This is a genomic window from Bartonella sp. ML70XJBT.G (assembly GCF_028618575.1).
In the GTDB taxonomy this organism is placed as follows: Bacteria; Pseudomonadota; Alphaproteobacteria; order Rhizobiales; family Rhizobiaceae; genus Bartonella.
On the sequence record NZ_JAQITA010000019.1, the window covers coordinates 1 to 20,445 of the forward strand.

Here is a 20,445-nt window from a genome sequence, read left to right on the forward strand (position 1 = left end):
TGTGAAAAAATGAGTCCAGCTTTCGGTTTCATTCCTGTAGATAAAATGGTAGAAATTGAACGTTGTTTGGCTGTATTTTTAGGAATAGTAAAATAAAAATTGGATTTCTTTATCAGATAGTTTTATTTATATATCTTCTTTATCCATATGGATGACGCCGTTTCCTTCATCACATGCATTGGGAGGAGCGTTTGGATCAAGGGTATCGTCTTTGTTTGGTGTGGTATTGGCTACGTTTTTTGCAGCATCTTCTTGGGCTTTATCAAAAAGTTCACAGTCTATTTTTGTTGTATATCCACCCATCTTATCAAGCTTGTGTTTGACGCTTTTGATGCGCCATTCTGCTGGAATATAGGGGCGGAAAGGGGGCTCTTGAATAAGCTTTGCTTCTGCTTGCACGAAGGGATCACCACCAATATCACATGAGAAAGAAGATTTCCCACGCGATGACTTATTGCGATAAGCAGTAATAGCCGCAACCGCTTCTGATTGGTTATGGTAGGTATATTTGAGTTCGTGAAAAGGTTCTTTACCAACCTTGACTTCCTTTTTCTCACCAGTGCGGATATCATGATAGCTTGCAAGTACACCGCCCTTTTTCTCTTCTTCTTGCTCTTTTTGTTTGGGTGTTTCTACTGCTGTCACTGTTTTTGAGATGTTAGCTCAGTTTTGCCTTAACAGGGAAGCGGCTTGTGCTGTTTGCCTCTTACAAGCCAAAACAAAAGCTGCATGATCAACGCATTTTCCAACATGCGTCAGTTGGAATGTGGCACTTTATTTGCTATGCATATGGGTGAAAACATCTCAAAATGATATCATAATGTTAGGACAGATTTGTATTCAGAGATCCTTTTCTTATGTAATGAAACGGAGACGGTTTTTCCCTTTGCTTCAACGAGGTTTTTATCAAATCTCTCTACAAGAGTTTCATCTTTTTTGTTCACTTTTTCATGTTCTGCTTCCGGATTTGATTTTAGATATTCCCTAAGGCGTCTTCTTCCTTGCGTGTGTTTGTAAAAACTCGCTGGAAGATACGGATCTACCTTTTCAGGAGGTAATGTGAGATGTGTTTTGTTTAATACACCGTCGATGTTCTCCTTGTGCATTCTCGTTAATTTCTCAGATTCGGTGTGAAGCTTTTTGGCAAGCGCTAAACTTATTATTCCACATTCAGAGGCGCTGCGTTGAATATCCATCTCCATCTTGGAAAGAGAACATTCAGGCAATTGTTCTTGAACGATGAGTTGTATCCTTATTGCTAGTAATAAGGGTATCTCATCTTGGAGAGTTGCGGGTTCGAAAGCGATCAAGGATGTCTTATTCTCGATGGTTCTCTGATCAATTACAGCAAAATGGATTCCTCTATCGGTTGTGTTCACTATATATCTCGAAGATTGAACACCATTAGCCATTGCTTCTTTTATGGAGGAAACAAGCTCTTCAGATGTCGTAATAAGTTTAAGATTTAATCCTTGATATTTACGGTTTGCCTGCTCTATGAGAGCCGGCATCATTTTAAGGTCTGTATTGGCATAATGGTAATTGCCTTTGAGCCATTTTCCATTCACAATGTCATCTTCTAAGCCTGCAATAATATCTTTTAACTCTTCACGACTGAATGGGATTTTTTGTTCTTTTTCGACGTTGAGTTGTTCTAAATCTTCCGGAAGTCTTGCTAATGCTTCAGCTGCACTCTCACTTTCTGGTGTTGCTGATGAATTATGGGGGGTGTCTTTTGAATTTTGCGGTTTCATAATATTGACTTTCCATGCTTGTCATTGGCCTTCAATATTGTTTTCTTAATTCTGGTTTAATTATGATTACTTATTGATTTTAATATGTTTTTCTCAGCTTAAAAGGGAAGGTGATGAGGGCATCTTTTAAGCGGAAAAATCTTTGTAAAAAGCTTTGCTCATGAGAACGATCGTTTTTTGAGAATTGTGATCTTGATACTGCCTGCTTCTTTAAAATCTGTAAAAAATGAAAAACTTGAATCTGTTTGTAAGGCATCTTGATATTTTAGAATGAAAGCTTTTTGCACTCTTTTCCTTATGATGTTTATCACACAAGAGTTTTACAATTTTGAAAAGGGTTGATGTCACTGTTTTTGAGATATTAGCTCAGTTTTGCCTTAACAGGTAAGCTAGCTTGTGCTGTTTGCCTTTTACAAGCCAAAACAAAGGGTGTATTTGCCAATATGAATGCATTTGCTATCATCGCTCAATCTGAATGTGGTATTTTGTTTGCTATCCATATTGGCAAAAACGTTCAAAAATGACATCATAATGTTAGGACAGATTTGTATTCAGAAATCCTTTTTCTATGTGATGAAACGGAGACAGTCTTTCCTTCTGCTTCAACGAGGTTTTTATCAAATCTCTCCAAGAGCGTTTCGTCTTTTTTGTTTACTTTTTCATGTTCTGCACTCGGATTTGATTTTATATATTCCCCAAGACGTGTTTTGCCTTGCGTGTGTTTGTAAAAACTTGCTGGAAGATACTTATCCAACTTTTCAGAAGGGAGGGGAGCGTTTTCTTCACATAATACACCTCTTATATTATCTTGGTGTATTCTTGTTAATTTTTCAGATTCGCGATAAAGTTTTTTGGCAAGCGCTAAACTAAACATTGCACATTCAGAAGAACTGCGTTGAATGTCCATTTCTACCATGGAAAAATGACAATCAGGCAATTGGCAATCTTGAATGGCTTGTTCTGTTCTCAATCCTAACATGGCTGCACTCTTATGCTGAAATGCTGTAGGTTCATAGAGTATCAAAGATGTTTTGTTCTCGATGGTTCTGTGATCAAGTACGGCAAAATGGATTCTGCTGCTTCCTGAGTTTACTATATGCTGAGAGGAGTGAATCCCAGCATCAATGGTTTCTTTGAGTGAGAGGGAAAGGTCTTCTGGAGTCATCGCAAGTTTAAGATGCATTTCTGGATATTTACGATTTGCTTGCTCTACCAAAGCTGGCATCATTCTAAGATCTGTATCTGCATAATAGGCTTTGATCCAACGACCACTGGAGATATCTTCCTCTAAGCCTGCAATAATGCCTTTTAACTCTTCACGACTGACAGCAACATTTTCTTCTTCTTTTGTTTCAACGGTGGTACTCTCTAAACGTGCAAGAAGACTTGCTAATGATTCATCTGCGCTTTCACTTGCTTGCGTTGCTGATGAATTATGGGGGGTGTCTTTTGAATTTTGCGGTTTCATAATATTGACTTTCCATGCTTGTCATTGGCTTTCAATATTATTTTCTCAATTCCGGCTTAATTATGTTTATTTATTGATTGTGTTTGATTTTTTCATCTTAAAAGGAAAGGTGATGAAGGCGTTTTTTTAAGTGGATAAATTTTTGTAAAAAAGCTTGCTGAAGTTGGGATGATAAGCTTTCTAGAGTTGTGTATTCTCGTGTCCTCTCACATGCAAAATTGGTGAGAATGAGAAGTTGGCGTGTCTTGCAACTTTATCTTGATATCTTCAAACAAAAGTTTTTTTCCTGCTTTTTTCTTTACATTGTGTATGGAAGCGTTGGAAAGAGCAATTTTTTATGGAAAGGTGTTTTCACGGTTTTTTTCATGAAAATGATGTCATCTCCTTTGAAGGTTTGCTTTCTTAGCTACTTTCTCCGCTTCTCTTTTCATAAATGCTTTGCTGCTTTCTGCATGTGTAAAGTGATCTCTTTGTCTCTCGTAAAGAACGAAAAATTCACCCAATTTAGACAGGTTTTTCTTACCGGAAATCTCTTGATTACTTTTGTAATGGATTGTGGGGGCCTATTGACTTGCTTTTGCCCTGAATAGACTGTTCAAATTTATGCTTCATGATGGGAGAAGAGAGAGGATGCAATGGTGGCTGTTGCTGCTGATGATTTGAAGTCCGTAGAGCTGTTATCGTGTATTTGCGATTAGGGGGCGAGGTGAAAGCGATTGTGGCGTTTTGTCTTCTTTGTGGAGAGAAAAGATTAAAATAAAAAAAGGGATATCCTCTTATTTCATATCCTTTCTCTTCTGGTCTTACAATGTCATTTGAGACAGATGATTTGGATCATAAACTACCAGCGTTTAGGGTTGTAATATAAGTCATATAACATTTTCCCACATGGAATATTTTAGGGGGAGTGGGCAATATTGAGGGCACTGCTTGCTTTGAGAGTTGTGGTCTTGTTGGAATTTATTCAGTGAACCAGAGGAAGCGGTAAGAGCAATTTGCTCAATAAAAAACCAAATTTTTAAGGAAAAAACCGGATTGTTTACGAATTTGTGGTGGTAGAAATCTCAATATTGTGAGGACGGGAAGAAAATCCACAATATTCTACAATATTATAGGGATCTAACTGTAAGAATAAAGATATAAAAAACCTCTCCCCGCAAATGTCATTAAATACCATTTTTCTTCTCTTGTCAAGAGAAAAAGTAGAATCTGATATTTTTATTTTAGCAAATCCGTGGATTATGGAGCAAATTTTATCGTTCTAATTGGAAAGTATTTTTCAAATATCGCACAAACGCTTTTTTCACTTTGGGAAAAAAGATGCTTTGCCGAAGGTGGTGATGTAGAAGGTGATGTTGATTGGTGATGTGGGGCGTGCTCATATAGAATCTGCCAAATCTTTGGCCAAAGCAGGGGCATGCTGAAAATAAATACTCTTTGGGGATAAAAAGTCTGACTTTGCCAAGATGTGACCATAAGATTGGTTGTACTTGTCGTGGGGTTTTGAAGTGGGGCTGGTGTTGATGGTTTGTGCTTGATCTTTTTCGTATAAAATTTTTCCTAAAAAAGCTGCACACAAAGTAAGGCATGATTGATATGCTAAAAATGATTTTTTGCCCTGCCTGCCAAGAATGAATGGGATAGAAAATTAAACCATAAGGCGGCGGGCTTACAAAAATAAGTTTTCATGTTGCTGTCTGGCGTTTGTGGGGACTAGCGTTGGTGATTGGTGCTGATGGCTAGTATTGACGATTTGTACGAGTGTCTGGTTGTTTGCTTTTGGTGCTGGTTGGCGTTGTTTTTGGCGGGCTTAGTGGTGCGGCTTTTGATGAGAGCGTTTTACATTCTTTATACTTTGATTGTGTCGTCTTAATTTCCCATTAATTCCCAGATTCGCGATAAAGTTTTTGGGTAAGCGCTAAACTAAACTTCCACATTCAGAAGAACTGCGTTGAATGTCCATTTCTACCATGGAAAAATGACAATCAGGCAATTGGCAGTCTTGAATGGCTTGTTCTGTTCTCAATCCTAACATGGCTGTACTCTGATACTAAAATACTGTCGATTCAGAGAATCTCAAAGATGTTTTGTTCTCGATGGTTTTCTGATCAAGTACGGCAAAATGGATTCTGCTGCTTCTTGAGTTTCCTATGTGTTAAGATGAGTGAATCCCAGCATCAATCGTTTCTTTGTGTGAGAGGAAAAGGTCTTCTTTGGTCATCGCACGTTGAAGGTGCATTTCTGGATATTTACGATTTTCCTGCCCTTTTTCAGGTTGTTATTTCATGAAGTAGAAAGTGCTATGCTCTCTCTATGAGACAGCATGCGGCAATATTTCTGCTGTTGTGCTTTTGTGAGAAGCTTATTCTTTAAGTCACAAAGAAAGAGGGAATGCGCTTAACCGGCAAAATATTGATGGAGCACATCAAGAATCATTCGTAAGGAACAAACAAGAGAGGAAAGCGGTTGATCCTCGACAACAAGATATTGGAGTGCAGCATGAAAGTGATGTTGGCGATGCAGATGTTGTGCTTTCTTAATCACTTCTTGCATCTCCTCATAGTGATTGGTTGCTCTTTCTATCCACTGTTTTTGTGCTTTTTCATCGGATGTATGGGTAAAGCCATCATAATAGCCATTTGGCAAACCTTTTGCACATAAATAGTCGTTTCTGATTTGGAGATACTGTTGCGCAGTATCATATTGCTCTTTACTGATACCTAAAGCATCCTGTTTAAAGCCAAGTAAACAAAGTCGTCCAATATAGGTCGCAACAAGCGGATTTTTCGCTTCTTCTATGGTCAAACCAAAGTGTTTCGCACGCATTTCAAGGGTCTGTTGAGGAGAAGGAGGGGTTTTGGCGCGTGAAATACGCCCATTGGGTTCTCTTAATTTTCCTGTTATCCTCGGTCTACCGCGTTTTTTAGCTATTTTCATGAACATCCCATTTGAATTTTAAAAAACTGTTTGTTTAAAAATAATAACGGTGCAAAAAGCTCGTGGGTGAACGTGCATAGAAATGAATGCGCATAGGAGGGATGAATGATGGCTGCGGATAAAAAAGACGTTGTAAAAGTGTCTTTTCTCCCTCAAATGAAAGTGTCTTTAGAAAGGGCAAAAACTTTTGTTATCAGTTGTTCACTACCTTTTATCTTGTCATTTACAGCTCTATATTTTTTTCTACAGAGATTTTTTACTCCTGTAAGGAAAAATCATTTTGGCCAAATATCCTCTCCAAAAACACAATATTTTTATGAGAAAGGGAATTGTGTGTTCTGAGGAGATGTTTTACTGCTCGTTCTGTTTGAGACAGTTTTATAGAAGTTTGCAAGCTTCTCTTCGGGGGCATCGTTTTGCTCTGAGACACAAAACGAAGAAGCTTGATGCGTATTATGTGGTGAAACAGAGTTCATCTCTTTTAGAGGATGAAACTTATCTTGTCTTGAATAGTTTATCCCTACTTATCATATCATAGCAGGACTGATTTTTTCAAGTAAATATTGGTAATATACTGATAATTCATAGGAATAATCAAATTTCTGCTCAGACAAATTGAGAGGCGTTTTTTATCAGTCTGGATTTTTACAAATATCCTTTATAGTGGAAATACAGACTCCATTCTTGTTGTTCTATAAAAGAGATTTTATCATGAGATTATTGTGAAGATGGGGTATTATTCTACTTGTTTTCGTTGGGGTTTTCTTTCTGTTGCTTTTGAGCAGAGCTGTTTTTTATGGGCAAATATTGGTCTGAAAAGGTGGGAGTGTTGCCTGTTTGAAACAGGTTTGATTTATTTGAAAGGGAAGCTTGAAAGAGGGCTTGAAAACTTTTTTTGAGACTGATAGACACAGCTTAAATGCATAAAGTGATCAAATGCCTCCATGTGTGGGTTGGTTCACCAGAACACACAGAGCTGTCGTATTTTTAGGGCTGCTTTTGGGTTTTGCGGCGGATATGGATTCTGTTGATGTGGGGGTTTCTCTTAAATATGTTTACGCGTGGGGGGGAAAGAGAGCGCGCTCTAAGGAGATGCCTCAGGGGAGGTGGTTCGTAAAAAAGAAAGTGGGTAAAAAAGAAAGTGGGGGGGGATGTCAGCATGACAATCAATCAACAACAAAGCAATCAACAACAAAGTAAGTCACAGCAGGAATCTTTTCAAGCGCAAGGGAATGCACAGACTGCATCACATTCAACCTTCGCTAAAGGATCAAAACTTTTTGCTTTCAAAGAAGCTATGATGCTTTCCATGAAAGATTATAAAGTCATCTTCTGTATCGCTATAGTTCTGTTGCTCTTAGGGGCTGTGCGTATCTATTATCTGCCAGGGTTTTTCTTCGGATTATTGTTTGGCAGAATTTATGGTGGGGAAAATAGCTTTTTTGAATATATCCTTTTTCTGCCAGCTTTTCTTTGGGGATTGTCGGTGATCTTCTTACCTGTCGTTTTGGTGTTACATTACATATTGGATCGTAGATTGAAAAACATGTTTGAGAAACTGGAACAAAAAACATCTCAACAGCAAAGAAAATCAAGTGCTCCATAAAAATAGGGGGAAAAATGTTTCTTATTACAAAATTATTAGGTATTCTCGCGCTTTTTGGGCTTATCATCATTGCCGTGTTAAACGGTATGCTTATTGTTGGAATTTATTACTTTTTTGTTAAACGGGTGCGATTATATCTTAACATAGAAAAGGAACTGAACGAGAGGCGTTAAAGGGGGATCAGGACTTTTGATAAGTGCTGACAAGAAAAAGAAGGAAAATGCAAAATTTGACAAAAAATTGTTGCTTCTTTTTTACAAATATCCCATTTTTTCAATGGTTTGCGGTTAGCTTGATGGTTTGCGGTTAGCTTGATGGTTTGCGGTTAGCTTGATGGTTTGCGGTTAGCTTGATGGTTTGCGGTTAGCTTGATGGTTTGCGGTTAGCTTGATGGTTTGCGGTTAGCTTTGTGGTTTGCGGTTAGCTTTGTGGTTTGCGGCACGGAATGATAAAAATATTTTGCATTTTTCTTCTGTTCTCTTAAGACTCTCAATATGTTGGCTGAAAATGAAATGTTGGCTTAAAAAGAAGCTCGCTGCTGCTAAAGGTAAAATTGTATCATCAAATTTTTATGATGTTTGTGTGGTTTCTCGCGTGCTGTGCGTTTCTATTGGCAAGGACAGCCGTTCTGATAGTCCTTCTCAAGGGCTTTAAGGCGTAAAATGGGTAACTTGCATGTGTCTCAAGGCAAAGCAAAAGCTTTTGAAAATGTGAAGAGCACGATATGCTATTCTATCATGCGGGAAAATCTCTATCAGTCTATGTTCATTGTTTTTCTTCTTTGGGGCTTCGCTTTATGTGGTTTGGTTTGTTGAAAAAACATTCCGCCCTTGAAAAATTATCCTTTGAAAAATCAACTGACAACACAATAAAATAATTTCTCAAATTAAGTGTACAAACACTCTCTCTTAGAGGGTAATCTCTTACAGGGCAATGTTTCTCAAAGGCATGAGAGCATTGTTTGTTTGAAAAAGTTGCTCTGAAAAAGAGTTCAGCCTCTGATCTGTGGAATGGGAGAGGGAAAATAACGGATCATTTTTCCTCCTCTTTGTTGCACTTTTTCGCTTTGTCTTCTTCTTGTGTGCGAGGCTGTTATCCAAGGGGTTAAATGGTCTCTTGGCAAGGAGAAACTGAAAAATATCTTCACAGAGAGAGCTTGCGAAACCTTGCGAAAAGCTTTAAATGGATGCCTCACATGGGTGCGTACTATCAAACATTTAAGGAGTGGGGGGATGCGTATAGATAAATCACCATATGCGCAACAACAGGTGTCTGTTTGCAGTGATAGGGCTGTTGTCTCTCAGGGAGCGTTTGATCAGAAATCAAATTTTTCTTTAAAAAAAACTTCTGTTCTGTCAATAAAAGATTATCTCATCATCGGCGTTTTGTCTCTCATAGTAGTGGTTGTCATGTACAGCAATTTTATGAAATGCTTTTATGGATTGTCTGAAGAACAGTTCACGGCAATGATTCAGAAAAATTTTCATGGGACGTTTCTGGAAAATTTGAAAGATTTATTCTTGGGACAAATTTCATGGGATGAAATCTATAGGAGAGAATTGTGGAGTACAGCTGGGTGGGGTAGTGTTTGGAATTTTATATGTCTTATCCCGCAAATGATTTTTGGAATTGCTCAAATCCTCTTTCCTATCATTTTTGTCTTCTATTTCATATTGAAGGGTGACTTGCAAGAAATGGTCCAGCAAGTGGAGAAATCGCCCGAAGAGTGTCATCCAATTACTTCATAAAAATAAGCAGGGAGGGAAATGTGTCTTTTTTGTCAGCAGGCACAGCAATATTGACCATTCTATCCATGATGGTGGTCTATAGCATGATAAGTTTTTTTGCTATTATCGCCATTGTCATGGTTTATTACTCTTTTTTTAAGCGTAGTGGAGTGCTTGCCAAGTCGCGTGAAAAACTGGAAATCTTCGAAGTACGCGAGGTACTTTGTCATGAGAGGGGGGAAGAGGAGCCAGTCTTTGATAGAGAGGCTTATCTCACTTCGTTTAAAGAAGCCCTGATGTTTTCAAAAAAAGATTATAAAAGAATCTTCAAATTCTCTTTTATCGTCCTTTTTATTCTCGTTATGCCTTTTCTCGTTTCATGTTTTATGATGATAGCAGAGGTGGCAACAAATGGAGTTCCTATACAACAATTGATGCAGAGTGGTGATTGGTCGTTTACTTTTTTTATGGTCAATGGTGTGTTTCTCTATATCATTTTTGTGTTTGTTGCGTTTTCCTTGCCAATCTTTTTGCTCCTTCATGCCAGACTCCATCTGAGAGTAAAAAAGATGATCAAGATCGTGAACAATTTCACCTAAAACAGAAATGCAATCAGTAGAATATGAGAGGGAAAAGTGCTGTTTTTTATCAAATATTGTAGTCTGCTCGGGCGTGTCATGGTGGCTTCTATGCTCTGTATGGTGATCATCGGGCTTCATTATTTTTTCATCAAGCATGCAAGATTATATTTTGCTATGCTGAAAGAACTGAAAAGCAGGTATCTTGATGATAAAGGGCAAGTGGGAGAACAAAACTGTGGTACAGACATGCATTCTTTTGCGTTTAAAGAATCTCTGTTTCTTTGGCCAAAAGAATGTAAAAGGCTCTTTTTTCTCTCCCTTAGCTTTGCTTTGTTCTATGCTGTTTTCTCGACAGTAAAGTTGGCAGGTTGGAGGAGTGATGTGAGTGCAGTTCTCACTGTGCTGTTCAATTTTATATCGGTCTGTTTTCTTGCTTTGGCACCCATCATTGGCGTATTATGCATAAAGTTGACGGGTAAATTGAGGAAAATGATGCAGCAATTGGAAGAGGCAATGGTACAACAAGATGCACGCCTTGTAGCAGATGCACTTCCTATACTAGATAGGCAAGCGGAGGAAAATGATGGGTAGTTTTCTAACATTAACAGCTCTGTCTTTTTTGTCTTCGACAATCATAGGCATTTTAGTGGCTATGCCGGTTTTGGTCATTTATTACGTGTTTATGAAGCGGGCAAGGCTGTATTGCAAAGTGAAAAAACAACTCAAAGTGCTTCAAGAACGCAATAGAGAACTTGGAAGAATAACAAAACAAGACCAGAAAGATGAAACAGAATTCAGTGTTTGATAAAGGCACTCTTGCTTCATCATTTCAAAAAGCCTCGTAAAAAACTTGACCTTTTCAAGACAAAGCTTCTCTCTTTTCACGGTTATACTGAGGGCTTTTGTTGTTATGCGCTAGCAGAGCACGGGGAAATAAGATTTCCTCTTTCTTTTGAAAGCTGCTGATATGGATTGTTGTTTCTGCTGTTTTCTTCCTATTGAATATTGGGCTGTGTTGGGAGAAGTGAGGGGCGTTTTGTGAAAGAATGAAGGGGGTGTTTTTACTGCTTAGTGTTTGCTATGGCTTTTGGTTTTCTGCACTCTTCTTATGAGGCGTTTGAAAAAATTATGCAACAATTGAAAAAGAAAGCCAGTAGAAAAATGGAGATTATCACAGATTATCATTGGCGAGGGGTGAAGGTAATCGGGGAGGGGAGCCTTTCTCGTGTGTGTGTATTTTTCGTTAGCTTTTGCTGTTGGTGTATGTTTTAAACATGGGCTGGTGGGGCAGGGAGTTTCCTGTTTTGCACGAGGAGACAAAAGTAAAAAGCGTGGAGAAAACGATAGAGCGTTTTTTCAGACATGGGAGAGAGGGTTTTGTCGTCATCTATAAGGGGGTGTGCATAGTGGTTTCTTGCACGGCGCCGCTTATTGGTGGTATAACGGTAAATCCATTAAGTACCGCCTCTTTCCGCTTATGAAGGAGCAAGTCGGCACCATTATTCATTTTGCCAGCTCCCAATGTGCGGCAGTCCTTGCTACTTGAGACGATTCATAAGAGGCATTTTTAGTTTTTTCGTACACTTTGTATTCACACGCTCATTCCACTTGTGATGTGCAAGCGAGAGATTTTGATTGCTTCAACATGGGAAAGGTTTGAAATAAGAAAATCTTATGGTATTTTGGACTTTTATTCCATATGCAAAACAATGAATTATGATTATAAATCAATGTATTGACTCTCTTATGCGTGCATTCTATGGGAGTGTTTGAGGTGTTTGTTGAGAAAAGAGCTGACAATTGGAAAGCTGTTTGATCAGGTCACAACATCATTTCTACAACGTTATTGTTAGGGAATTCATATACAAGACAGCAAAAGAGGCAAGAGAGCTTTTATTATACAGAATATTTCTTTGATCGTCCTCTTCTTTGCAACTGCCTCTCTCTCTAAAGTTTCTGTTCTTGTTGCTTCCTTTGGGAAAAATGGTAGCTAGCGTGGTTATGGGGTGTGGGATGTTTCTCCTGCTCGTTTTGTTTTGTGCGTGTTTTCTGATCTTTTTACCTATCGTTATGCTTTTGTACATTCTGCATTTGTCTATTCTATTGGGGTTTTCACTGAAAAAAATTTTCCACGAGAAAGCAGCAATCAAATCAAAGGGATGGTGAGGTATTGGTTTTGTTGATGGGAGAGGTTTGTGGAATATGGTATTGATTTTGCTCTGTCGTTTTTATCAAAGGGATGAAATTTTCTCTTTGTGGGGAGAAAGAACAAAAAGCGTGTTGATAAAAACATGAGAGAACTTGCACAATCTTGAAAAAAGCTTTAAATGGCCTCTCACGTTCGTGTGTGTTGTCAGATAATAAAAAAGTGGGGGGATTTGTATGACCATAGACAAACCACAACACGGGTCTCTTGCCAGTGAGGCGGCTATTGTGTCGGGGCAAGCTTTTGATAAAGCATCGAAGCTTTTTTCTTTCAAAAAAGCCTTGGCTCTCTCAACAAAAGACTATGTCGTCATCTGTTGTTTGGCTATTCTCTTATTGGGGGGTGTTGTCGCTGTTACGTATATAAAACCTTTGGAATATTTTCATGTGCTCTCTAGGGAAAAGCTCATGGCAATGGTTCAGGAAAATCTTCACAAAACACCTTTAGAATTTTTTAAAGATCTAATCTTGCCCTCATTTTCTTCGAGTGGAATGGCTATACAAGAATTGTGGCATGCCGCTGGATGGAATGGCGTTTGGGCTTTTCTCTGTTTATTGCCGCAGACGATTTTGGAAGTTGTTGAAGTGCTCTTTCCCGTTATTCTTGTCTTCCATTTTCTCTTGGATCGTGAGTTAAAAGAAATGATCCAGCAATGGGCAAAATCGCAAAAGTAGTGCGATTCAATGGCTTTATAAAGCAAGAGAGGAAAAAATGAATTTTTTGGTGATAATGTTGGTCGTCTTAACTGCTGGGTCAATGATTGTCATGTATAGTGTGATTACTGTTTGTAGTACTATGGCAATTGTTGCAATTTATTACTCTTTTATTAAGCATATTAAGCGTGCAAGAAAGTTGTCTCAGACTTTTGAGGAACAAATTTTTGAGAAACTAAAAAAGAATGCCCCAGAGCATTTGAGTGGTGATGGGAGCAAAATAAAGGAGAAGAGACCAGCATTTAACACAAAAGCTTATCTCTCTTCCTTTCAAGAATCTTTGATGCTTTCAAAAAAGGATTATAAGAGAATATTTATTTTTTCTCTTATTGTATTTGTCTTCATATTTGTGCCTTTCGCATTTTCACTAGCCATCGAAGGAGCAAAGTTTGCACAAGGATTTGCACAAGGAATGGACATAAAACAAATAGTGAATATGGGTTCTGGATTATTTCGTTTTTATATCATAATGGCTGTGGTCGTGTTTTGTATCACGGTATTGGTTGCTTTCTCTTTACCAGTGATTTTAATCTTTTACCGTATCGTTCATCAGAGCGTGAAAAAAAATATGAAAAGATTGGAAAAGCTTGCTTGAGCGGTCATTCAATCGATAGGCACACAGAATGTGAGAGGGGAAAAAGTGTTTCTTTCTACAGTATATTGGGGTCTGCTAGGACTCATCATCATAGGCATTGTCATATTTATGCTTTTGATTGGGCTTCATTATTTTTTCGTAAAGCGGGCAAGATTATACTTTGCTATGCTTGAAAAACTGAAAAAGAATGCGGGACATCCTGCGTCTTTTCAACAGCGGGGAACGATAGAAAAAAATGCAGCGCTTGATACGAAAACCCGCCTTCTTTCTTTCAAACAATCCATGTTGCTTTGGCCAAAAGAGTTTAAAATAATATGTGTCCTCTCTCTCCTCATGGTGCTTTTAAGAGCTGCACTCTTGACTGCAAATACAGCAGGTTGGAAGGGTGATGTAAGTGGCGTTATAATTCTTCTGTTAAGTTGTCTATCGGAAGCTTTTCTGTTCTTGGCACCAATTGTTGGATTGCTATGCCTCAAATTGACGGGTAAATTGAGAAAAACAATCCAGCAATGGGAAGAAGAAATCGTACAAGAAGATAAAAGAATTAGCATGCAGAACGCGCTTGGAGGCAAAAATGACTAGTAGTTTTGCAACATTCTTGGTTCTCTCTTTTTTGTCTTCAACAATAACCGGCTTTTTAGTTATTGTGCCAGTTTTAGTTCTTTATTATCTGTTTATAAAGCGGGCATGGCTGTATTGCAAAGTAAAAAAAATGAAAAGAGAGAAAAACACGACATAGCGTTTTTCAGACATGGGAGAGAAGGCTTGGTCGTCATACATAAAGGTGTGTGCACTTCTCTTTCTAATGGTTTTTAGGGGGGGGCATCCTATGGGGTGTTTGAGGTGTTTGTTCAGAAAAAAGCCGGCAATGAGAAAGCCCTTTGATTAGGTCACAACATTATCTCTACAACGTTATTGCTAGGGAATTCATATACAAGACAGCAAAAGAGGCAAGAGAGCTTTTATTATACAGAATATTGCTCTGATCGCCTCCTCTTTGCAAATGCCTCTCTCTCTAAAGTTTCTGATCTTGTTGCTTCCTTAGGACAAATAGTGGCTGCGTGGTCATGGGGTAGGTGATGTTTCTCCTGCTCGTTTTGTTTTGCGCGTGTTTTCTGATTTTTTTACCTCTTGTTACGCTTTTGTACATTGTATAGGGGCTTTCATTGAAAAAAAATTCCACGAGAAAGCAGCAATCAAATCAAAGGGATGGTGAGGCATTGGTTTTGTTGATGGGAGAGGTTTGTGGAATATGGTATTGATTTTGCTCTGTCGTTTTTATCAAAGGGATGAAATTTTCTCTTTGTGGGGAGAAAAAACAAAAAGCGTGCTGATAAAAACATGAGAGAACTTGCATAATTGTAACAAAGCTAAACCAGTCTCTCACGTTCGTGCGTGTTGTCAGATAATGAAAAAGTGGGGGAATTGCATGACCATAGACAAACCACAACACGGGTCTCTTGCCAGTGAGGTAGCTGTTGTGTTGGGGCAAGCTCTTGATAAAGCATCAAAGCTTTTTTCTTTCAAAAAAGCAATGCCCTCTCGACAGAAGATTATGTCATTATCTTTATCTTTTGCTTATCTCTCACAATAGTGATATTTTACGCTGCTATAATGTACGGAGATCCTCTGGAATATTTTCATATGATCTCCAAAGAGCCGTTTGAAACAATGGTTTAGGGAAATCTCCACTAAACATTTCTGGAAAGTTTAAAAAATTTATCCTTGAACAAATTTGCCTTTAGAAAAATGGAGAGGACAGAATTATGGCATGTCACTGGATGGGAATGGCGTTTGGGCTCCTCTATGTCTTATCTCGCAAGCGATTTTTTTTCGTTATATACTCTTGCCATTTATTTTGCTCTTCCATTTTCTCTTGGATGGTGAATTGAAAGAAATGACACAGGGGTGGAGAAAAACGTGCTGATAAGAGCATGAGAGAGCTTGCGCAATTGTAAAAAAAGCTTTAAATGAATCCCTCACGTTAGTGCGTGTTGTCAAACATTTCAGGAATGGGGGGGTATTTGCATGACCATAGACAAACCACAACACGGGTCTCTTCATAGGGAGGCGGCTGTTGTGTCGGGGCAAGCTTTTGATAAAGCATCAAAGCTTTTTTCTTTCAAAAGATCCTTGGCTCTCTCAACAAAAGATTATGTCATTATCTTTTGCTTGACTGTGATCTTCTTGCTGTTCTTTGCCGCTATGGCCTATATCAATCCTCTAGAATATTTTCATGTGATCTCCAAGGAGCAGTTTGAAGCGATTGCTCAGGAAAATCTTCGAGCAATGGGGCAGGAAAATATTGGAAAACAGGTTTTTGAAGCAGGTGCTCTTCTACAAAAGCATTTTATAGAATTATGGCGGGCTGCTGGATGGAATGGCGTTTGGGCTTTTATATGTTGTATACCAATAGCCATCTTTGTATTTTTTTTCGGATTCTTTCTGCTCTTGTTTATCTTCCGTGCTGTATTGAAGCGTGAGATAAAAGGAATGATCCAGCAATGGGAAAAATCGTTAGAATTGCAAAATACCAATTATGCGATGGAGAGGGGGGAAAAGTGATTATTTTTTCACTATGGACCATAGTTTGGACAATCTTTACGAGTGTGCTCATTGGTGCAGCATATCTTATGATTTTTATTTTTACTCTTATGACGGTTTTTATCATTTATTATTCTTTTGTTAAACGCGCAGGCTTGTTGTTTTGCATGGGGCGAAAACTGAAAAAAGCTGCACTGCAAAAATTGGGCCGTTATGAGAAACATAGCAGGGTGCAAAACTCAATTTTTGAGGCAAAGTTTAGTCCTGTTGCTTTTAAAGAATCTCTGACTTTATCAAGAAGAGAGTATAAAATCATCTTTTGTGTTGTTTTGATCATGTTGATCCCTTTGGTGTGTTCAGCGATTTTTGGTGCTTTTTATCCAAGATCTGCAATCTTTTTGGCAGGTTTGGCAGACAAGGCCCCTGTTTTTTCTAAAGTCATTGCATTTGTATTCCAAGGGTGGCTTTTAAGCTGGGCATGTATTGTCTTCTTCTTGCCGGTGGTTTTGATACTTCACGCTCTCCTCCATTGTGGCGTGAAAAGAACGGTAAAAAAATTGGAAAAATTTGCTTGAAGAAAGTGTAACACAACATCTTCACACAATGCGATAGGGGAAAAAAGTGGCTATTTTTATAAAATATTTCGGTTTGTTAGGACTGATCATCATAGGTATTCTCTTGATGATGGTCATCATCAGAGTTCCTTACTTTTTGGTCAAATATCTCAGATTGCACTGTAAACTGTCCCAAGAATTGAGAAAGAACATCATACAAGAAAAGGATGCATTACAGCAATCACGCAGTGATAAGAAGGGAATGCAAAAACAGAATGCAGCGCTTGAGGCAAAAGCGCGCCTGCTTTCTTTTAAAGAATCCATGATGCTCTGGCCAAGAGAGTTTAAAGTCATCTTGTTCTTCTCTTTTCTCTATGTGATCCTACAGACCTTCCTTGCTGTAAAAGGCTGGGAATGGTGGAAGAATGATGTAAGTTATTTTATCATGATGCTGGGGAGTATCATATGGGTTTGTGCTTTGTTATTGAGCCCTATCATTGCGCTATTCTTTGTCAAGGTGAGTGGAAAATTGAGAAAGACAATTCAACAATTGGAAGAAGCGATTGTACAACGAGATGAAGCGCTTCGTGCGCAGGATGCTATAGGGGGAAACAATGACCGCTAGTTTTATAACATTAACAGTTCTCTCTGGTCTATGTTGGGTGATCGTTAGCCTTTCCATTTCTTTGCCAATTTTGCTCCTTTATTACATGTTTATCAAGCGTGCGCGGTTGTATTGTAAAGCCAAAAGAGAACTGAAAAGAGTGTTGCAAGAACGTGAGGTGGCGCTAGGGGGTAATGCAAAATAAGAAAGATAAAATGGAGTAGGATTGAAGCTTTGATTAAGGCGCTGTTTTATCATTTGCAGGTACGCTGCTTCTTTCAAGAAAAGAGTATAAAAAGAGTGTAACAGAAGAGGCGAGCTGTTATCATAGGCGATATTTCTTTGATCATTATGATCCCTTAATTGCCTAGCCATGCAAAGTTTCTGATCTTGTTGCTTCCTTGGGAAAATGGCGGTTTGTTGCGGGATATGAGCGGTGTGTGTTTTTTACCGCCCGTTTTTTTAGATAGTTTTTTTATCTTCTTACCTATCGTTACGCTCTTGTACATCCTACAGGAGCCTCAGTGGAAAAAACAGCCCGCAATGGGAAGAAGTACCCAATAGCAAAAAGGAATTGTTTGTAGAAGGCAAGTTCTTCTTATCGGCTTATGAGATGATCTTACTGTTTGAGAAGCCTTATTCTGTACGCTCAAGTAAATGGCATTATGCTTTTTATGGTTTTATTTAACGTGCGCGGTTGTATGGTAAAGCAAAAGGAGAACGCAAAAGAGTGCTGTAAGAGTGTGATGGATTGCTAAAACGATGTGCAAAAGAGGAAAAATAACATGGAGCTAGGGGGTGATCAAGGGATTGCTTCTTCGTTGGAAGGGGCTTTCTGTCAAGGCAGGATTATAAAAGAATATATCTCTTCGCTTATGGTGACTGTTTTGATCGTGCTTGGCTTTGTGTACCAGATGATGCGTGGAGAGGATTTTCTTTCCTTTGCTCTTTTAGAGCCGCTGGCATGGATTTTGGCTGGTGCTCTTTTCTTCTTACCAACTCTTTTTCTGCGGCGTGTCATTGTGACGCATGTGTTGCAAGAAAATCATTCAGGAACTGGAAGAAGAAATCTAGTGAAGAAAAACGAATATCATGACACCTTGTCATCAAGGAAAGATAAAAGGGAGCCTTTTTCGTGTGGGGCGAAAAATATCGCATCTGTTGCGCTGAAAAAAGTAAAGTTCATTAAAGCAGTTTATCCGAGAGATACCTATCAGTTGACCATTAAACAGGATACAGAGTGTGAACCAGATGGTGTTTTTTATATTCATACGGAAACTAAAAACGAAGGAATTGCGGTCGGTTTTCTCTCAAATATAAAAAGAAGGATGCACCATGTTTAACATAATAATCTCTTTTATTCCGTGGAGTCTTCACTCCTGGATTCTCAATGGAAATGTTTTAACTCTGGTCGAACGCTCTCTCATCTTAACGGTGCTTTTATTGTTGATTATTGCTGTGAATATTAAAATTATCCGACAGGGAGAACCGGTGATGATTACGAACATTCTGACAGTTATTGTTCTGTTTGTTAATGATTTCACTGGATGGTCTACACTTTTATTGAACTACCCAACAGTTTTTTGCTATCTGTCACTTGCTCTGGTTTCATTGATGAGCTTGTTGGTAAAAAAACCCTTTACCATTTTTTATGCGCCTGCTGGTATTTCTGAAGAAAAACGCAAACATATCCTTTTTTATCTCATCAATAAATATATTACATGGATTTGGGTCATCGTCTTTTTTGCCAATGGTCTTCTCGTGGCTTTTTTTGCATGGACCTTTCAGCTTTGGTTGGTCACTATGGGTTTCATTTGTGCTGGTATTCTTTTTTCTAAATATCTTCCTAACATCATGCAATATTTTTATCGCATCAAACATCATGGAGCATAATATGTCATTGTTTAACATTCTGACCGGAACTCCTTTATGGGTCTGGATTTTGCTTATTTTTCTCATTGCGTGGGGAATAATCGCATTGAAAGATAGAGAAATGGGGGTTTACCGCCTTTTTCTCTTGCCGGTGGTCTTTCTTTTTTTAGGCGCAAGCGATGTGATTAACAAGCTGGCGTTCCCGCTCTGGGGAGCAATCGCAATGTTGGCGGGGCTGATGATCGGTGTTGGCGTTGGCTGGTTGCTCTGGCGTTCTACGCCGCGTTTAAAACGCAAAGAGGGAACGGATTTCATTATTCGGCCCGGTACGCCGTTGACGCTGATATTTATTCTTATCGCTTTTGTCATCAAATTCACATTGATTGTTTTTCTCCATGTTAAACCTGATTTGAAACATGCATTTGATTTTAACCTTCTTTTTGGTCTTTTAAATGGGTTCACTGCTGGTGTGTTTTGGGGCGGCACATTAAATTTATATAGAGCATTTCGAAAGAATCCAAATTAATTCCTATACCATGGGTGCTTCCTATCAGAACTCTCTCAATAGAAGCTTATTCTTAACAACAACGCTGCATACAAACGCAGCGTTGTCTTATAGTTTCAGATTTTTTTATCCCAGTGCGTGAAGAGGTGAGGGAAGTGATAGATCTGACTCTGCGCCCAAGGGGGCAGCGCGAGCCTAAAGGTTTAGAATGCTATCAGTTTAAGCTCGCTGGACTTTGAGAGATGGTTTATCGCTCATGGGAAATCATTTTGTTTTACGATTCAAAAAGAGAAGAGATGATAGTCTCATGGGCGGAGGTGGGCTAAGAAAACGGTTAGCTTGGCAATGCGTCAACAGTTTGGAGGACGATGTTGTGGAAGTCCTAGCGGTTGCTATGATGGTGTGATGCTTTTGTCAAGTATTATGATAGGGGTGGAACCGGTGTTTAAGGGGGAAACGGTGGTCACTGTATGACGTAAGTAGCATTCTGTCTGCGTATTTAAGAGCGCCAGAATCCGTATAGGCTGTGCGGACAATATGTAAAGCATGCTTGCGGGATCAGTGTGTCATTATTGCGTTGTACACGCGACCCTCTCGCTATTACTTCATTGGTAAGGCTGTTTTTTGAAGCTGGTTGTCATGATCTGTGCGTTTTTAAAGAGAATGTTGGCACCGATGTATCGTGTGCAGCTGAACTCTGATAGTAAAATTTCACCATCATAACCCACAAAAACTCTTCTTACTGTTTTACGCACATTTCTGTTGCAGCAATATTTTCT

The 20,445-nt window shown here is 38.8% G+C and carries 25 protein-coding genes and 2 pseudogenes; 22 read left to right on the plus strand and 5 right to left on the minus strand.

Going from position 1 to position 20,445, the window contains the following annotated elements; genetic code table 11:
- Positions 1-96, plus strand: a pseudogene (locus PVV64_RS10465) (type II toxin-antitoxin system PemK/MazF family toxin); the annotation flags it as partial.
- A gap of 30 nt (positions 97-126) precedes the next feature.
- Here the strand turns inward: PVV64_RS10465 and PVV64_RS08430 are convergent.
- The 5 genes and pseudogenes from PVV64_RS08430 to PVV64_RS08450 form a co-directional block, all read right to left on the minus strand.
- Positions 127-633, minus strand: a pseudogene (locus PVV64_RS08430) (late control protein); the annotation flags it as partial.
- Positions 634-815: 182 nt separating this feature from the next.
- Positions 816-1,754 (minus strand): YopJ/AvrA family T3SS effector serine/threonine acetyltransferase, encoded by a 939-nt coding sequence (locus PVV64_RS08435; RefSeq protein ID WP_273760595.1) that lies wholly within the window; start codon positions 1,752-1,754, stop codon positions 816-818.
- Between the two features lie 526 nt (positions 1,755-2,280).
- Positions 2,281-3,222: a YopJ/AvrA family T3SS effector serine/threonine acetyltransferase gene (locus PVV64_RS08440; RefSeq protein ID WP_273760596.1), complete on the minus strand. Its 942-nt coding sequence runs from the start codon at positions 3,220-3,222 to the stop codon at positions 2,281-2,283.
- 1,918 nt (positions 3,223-5,140) lie between these two features.
- Positions 5,141-5,257 carry a YopJ family acetyltransferase gene (locus PVV64_RS08445; protein ID WP_273760597.1) on the minus strand — a complete coding sequence of 39 codons (117 nt, stop codon included), beginning with the start codon at positions 5,255-5,257 and terminating at the stop codon, positions 5,141-5,143.
- Between the two features lie 362 nt (positions 5,258-5,619).
- The gene (locus PVV64_RS08450; RefSeq protein WP_273760598.1) at positions 5,620-6,159 is read right to left on the minus strand and encodes a hypothetical protein; all 540 of its coding nucleotides are present in this window, start codon (positions 6,157-6,159) and stop codon (positions 5,620-5,622) included.
- Between the two features lie 105 nt (positions 6,160-6,264).
- Here PVV64_RS08450 and PVV64_RS08455 point away from each other — a divergent pair, with 105 nt between their 5' ends.
- The 21 genes from PVV64_RS08455 (at position 6,265) to PVV64_RS08555 (ending at position 20,140) form a co-directional block, all read left to right on the plus strand.
- Positions 6,265-6,501, plus strand: a complete 237-nt coding sequence (locus tag PVV64_RS08455) for a hypothetical protein (protein ID WP_273760599.1) — start codon at positions 6,265-6,267, stop codon at positions 6,499-6,501.
- Positions 6,502-7,095: 594 nt separating this feature from the next.
- Positions 7,096-7,359 (plus strand): hypothetical protein, encoded by a 264-nt coding sequence (locus tag PVV64_RS08460; protein WP_273760600.1) that lies wholly within the window; start codon positions 7,096-7,098, stop codon positions 7,357-7,359.
- Positions 7,319-7,765 carry a hypothetical protein gene (locus tag PVV64_RS08465; protein ID WP_273760601.1) on the plus strand — a complete coding sequence of 149 codons (447 nt, stop codon included), beginning with the start codon at positions 7,319-7,321 and terminating at the stop codon, positions 7,763-7,765. Before PVV64_RS08460 ends, PVV64_RS08465 begins: the two co-directional genes overlap by 41 nt.
- A 14-nt stretch (positions 7,766-7,779) precedes the next feature.
- Positions 7,780-7,938, plus strand: a complete 159-nt coding sequence (locus PVV64_RS08470; RefSeq protein WP_273760602.1) for a hypothetical protein — start codon at positions 7,780-7,782, stop codon at positions 7,936-7,938.
- A gap of 334 nt (positions 7,939-8,272) precedes the next feature.
- Positions 8,273-8,419 carry a hypothetical protein gene (locus PVV64_RS08475; RefSeq protein ID WP_273760603.1) on the plus strand — a complete coding sequence of 49 codons (147 nt, stop codon included), beginning with the start codon at positions 8,273-8,275 and terminating at the stop codon, positions 8,417-8,419.
- Positions 8,420-8,997: 578 nt separating this feature from the next.
- The gene (locus PVV64_RS08480) at positions 8,998-9,513 is read left to right on the plus strand and encodes a hypothetical protein (protein WP_273760604.1); all 516 of its coding nucleotides are present in this window, start codon (positions 8,998-9,000) and stop codon (positions 9,511-9,513) included.
- Between the two features lie 20 nt (positions 9,514-9,533).
- Positions 9,534-10,091: a hypothetical protein gene (locus PVV64_RS08485; protein WP_273760605.1), complete on the plus strand. Its 558-nt coding sequence runs from the start codon at positions 9,534-9,536 to the stop codon at positions 10,089-10,091.
- Between the two features lie 36 nt (positions 10,092-10,127).
- The gene (locus tag PVV64_RS08490) at positions 10,128-10,664 is read left to right on the plus strand and encodes a hypothetical protein (protein ID WP_273760606.1); all 537 of its coding nucleotides are present in this window, start codon (positions 10,128-10,130) and stop codon (positions 10,662-10,664) included.
- Positions 10,657-10,878, plus strand: coding sequence for a hypothetical protein (locus PVV64_RS08495; RefSeq protein ID WP_273760607.1), 222 nt, complete (start codon positions 10,657-10,659; stop codon positions 10,876-10,878). The genes PVV64_RS08490 and PVV64_RS08495 overlap by 8 nt, the downstream gene beginning before the upstream one ends.
- Before the next feature lie 1,577 nt (positions 10,879-12,455).
- Positions 12,456-12,953 carry a hypothetical protein gene (locus PVV64_RS08500; protein ID WP_273760608.1) on the plus strand — a complete coding sequence of 166 codons (498 nt, stop codon included), beginning with the start codon at positions 12,456-12,458 and terminating at the stop codon, positions 12,951-12,953.
- Between the two features lie 37 nt (positions 12,954-12,990).
- Positions 12,991-13,587: a hypothetical protein gene (locus PVV64_RS08505; protein ID WP_273760609.1), complete on the plus strand. Its 597-nt coding sequence runs from the start codon at positions 12,991-12,993 to the stop codon at positions 13,585-13,587.
- A 45-nt stretch (positions 13,588-13,632) separates the two neighbouring features.
- Positions 13,633-14,169, plus strand: a complete 537-nt coding sequence (locus tag PVV64_RS08510; protein WP_273760610.1) for a hypothetical protein — start codon at positions 13,633-13,635, stop codon at positions 14,167-14,169.
- An 847-nt stretch (positions 14,170-15,016) separates the two neighbouring features.
- Positions 15,017-15,181 carry a hypothetical protein gene (locus PVV64_RS08515; protein WP_273760612.1) on the plus strand — a complete coding sequence of 55 codons (165 nt, stop codon included), beginning with the start codon at positions 15,017-15,019 and terminating at the stop codon, positions 15,179-15,181.
- A 434-nt stretch (positions 15,182-15,615) separates the two neighbouring features.
- Positions 15,616-16,152 carry a hypothetical protein gene (locus PVV64_RS08520; RefSeq protein WP_273760613.1) on the plus strand — a complete coding sequence of 179 codons (537 nt, stop codon included), beginning with the start codon at positions 15,616-15,618 and terminating at the stop codon, positions 16,150-16,152.
- A complete protein-coding gene (locus PVV64_RS08525; RefSeq protein ID WP_273760614.1) occupies positions 16,092-16,706 on the plus strand; it encodes a hypothetical protein in 615 nt (204 codons plus the stop codon). The genes PVV64_RS08520 and PVV64_RS08525 overlap by 61 nt, the downstream gene beginning before the upstream one ends.
- Positions 16,707-16,752: 46 nt before the next feature.
- Positions 16,753-17,310, plus strand: a complete 558-nt coding sequence (locus PVV64_RS08530; protein WP_273760615.1) for a hypothetical protein — start codon at positions 16,753-16,755, stop codon at positions 17,308-17,310.
- Positions 17,300-17,494, plus strand: coding sequence for a hypothetical protein (locus PVV64_RS08535; protein WP_273760616.1), 195 nt, complete (start codon positions 17,300-17,302; stop codon positions 17,492-17,494). Before PVV64_RS08530 ends, PVV64_RS08535 begins: the two co-directional genes overlap by 11 nt.
- 682 nt (positions 17,495-18,176) lie before the next feature.
- On the plus strand, positions 18,177-18,632 hold the full coding sequence (locus PVV64_RS08540) for a hypothetical protein (RefSeq protein ID WP_273760617.1): 456 nt from the start codon (positions 18,177-18,179) through the stop codon (positions 18,630-18,632).
- Positions 18,625-19,182 (plus strand): hypothetical protein, encoded by a 558-nt coding sequence (locus PVV64_RS08545; RefSeq protein ID WP_273760618.1) that lies wholly within the window; start codon positions 18,625-18,627, stop codon positions 19,180-19,182. The genes PVV64_RS08540 and PVV64_RS08545 overlap by 8 nt, the downstream gene beginning before the upstream one ends.
- Before the next feature lies 1 nt (position 19,183).
- Complete coding sequence (locus PVV64_RS08550) at positions 19,184-19,687, plus strand: DUF6622 family protein (RefSeq protein ID WP_273760619.1); 504 nt, start codon at positions 19,184-19,186, stop codon at positions 19,685-19,687.
- A gap of 324 nt (positions 19,688-20,011) precedes the next feature.
- Positions 20,012-20,140 (plus strand): hypothetical protein, encoded by a 129-nt coding sequence (locus PVV64_RS08555; RefSeq protein WP_273760620.1) that lies wholly within the window; start codon positions 20,012-20,014, stop codon positions 20,138-20,140.
- Positions 20,141-20,445: the final 305 nt, after the last annotated feature.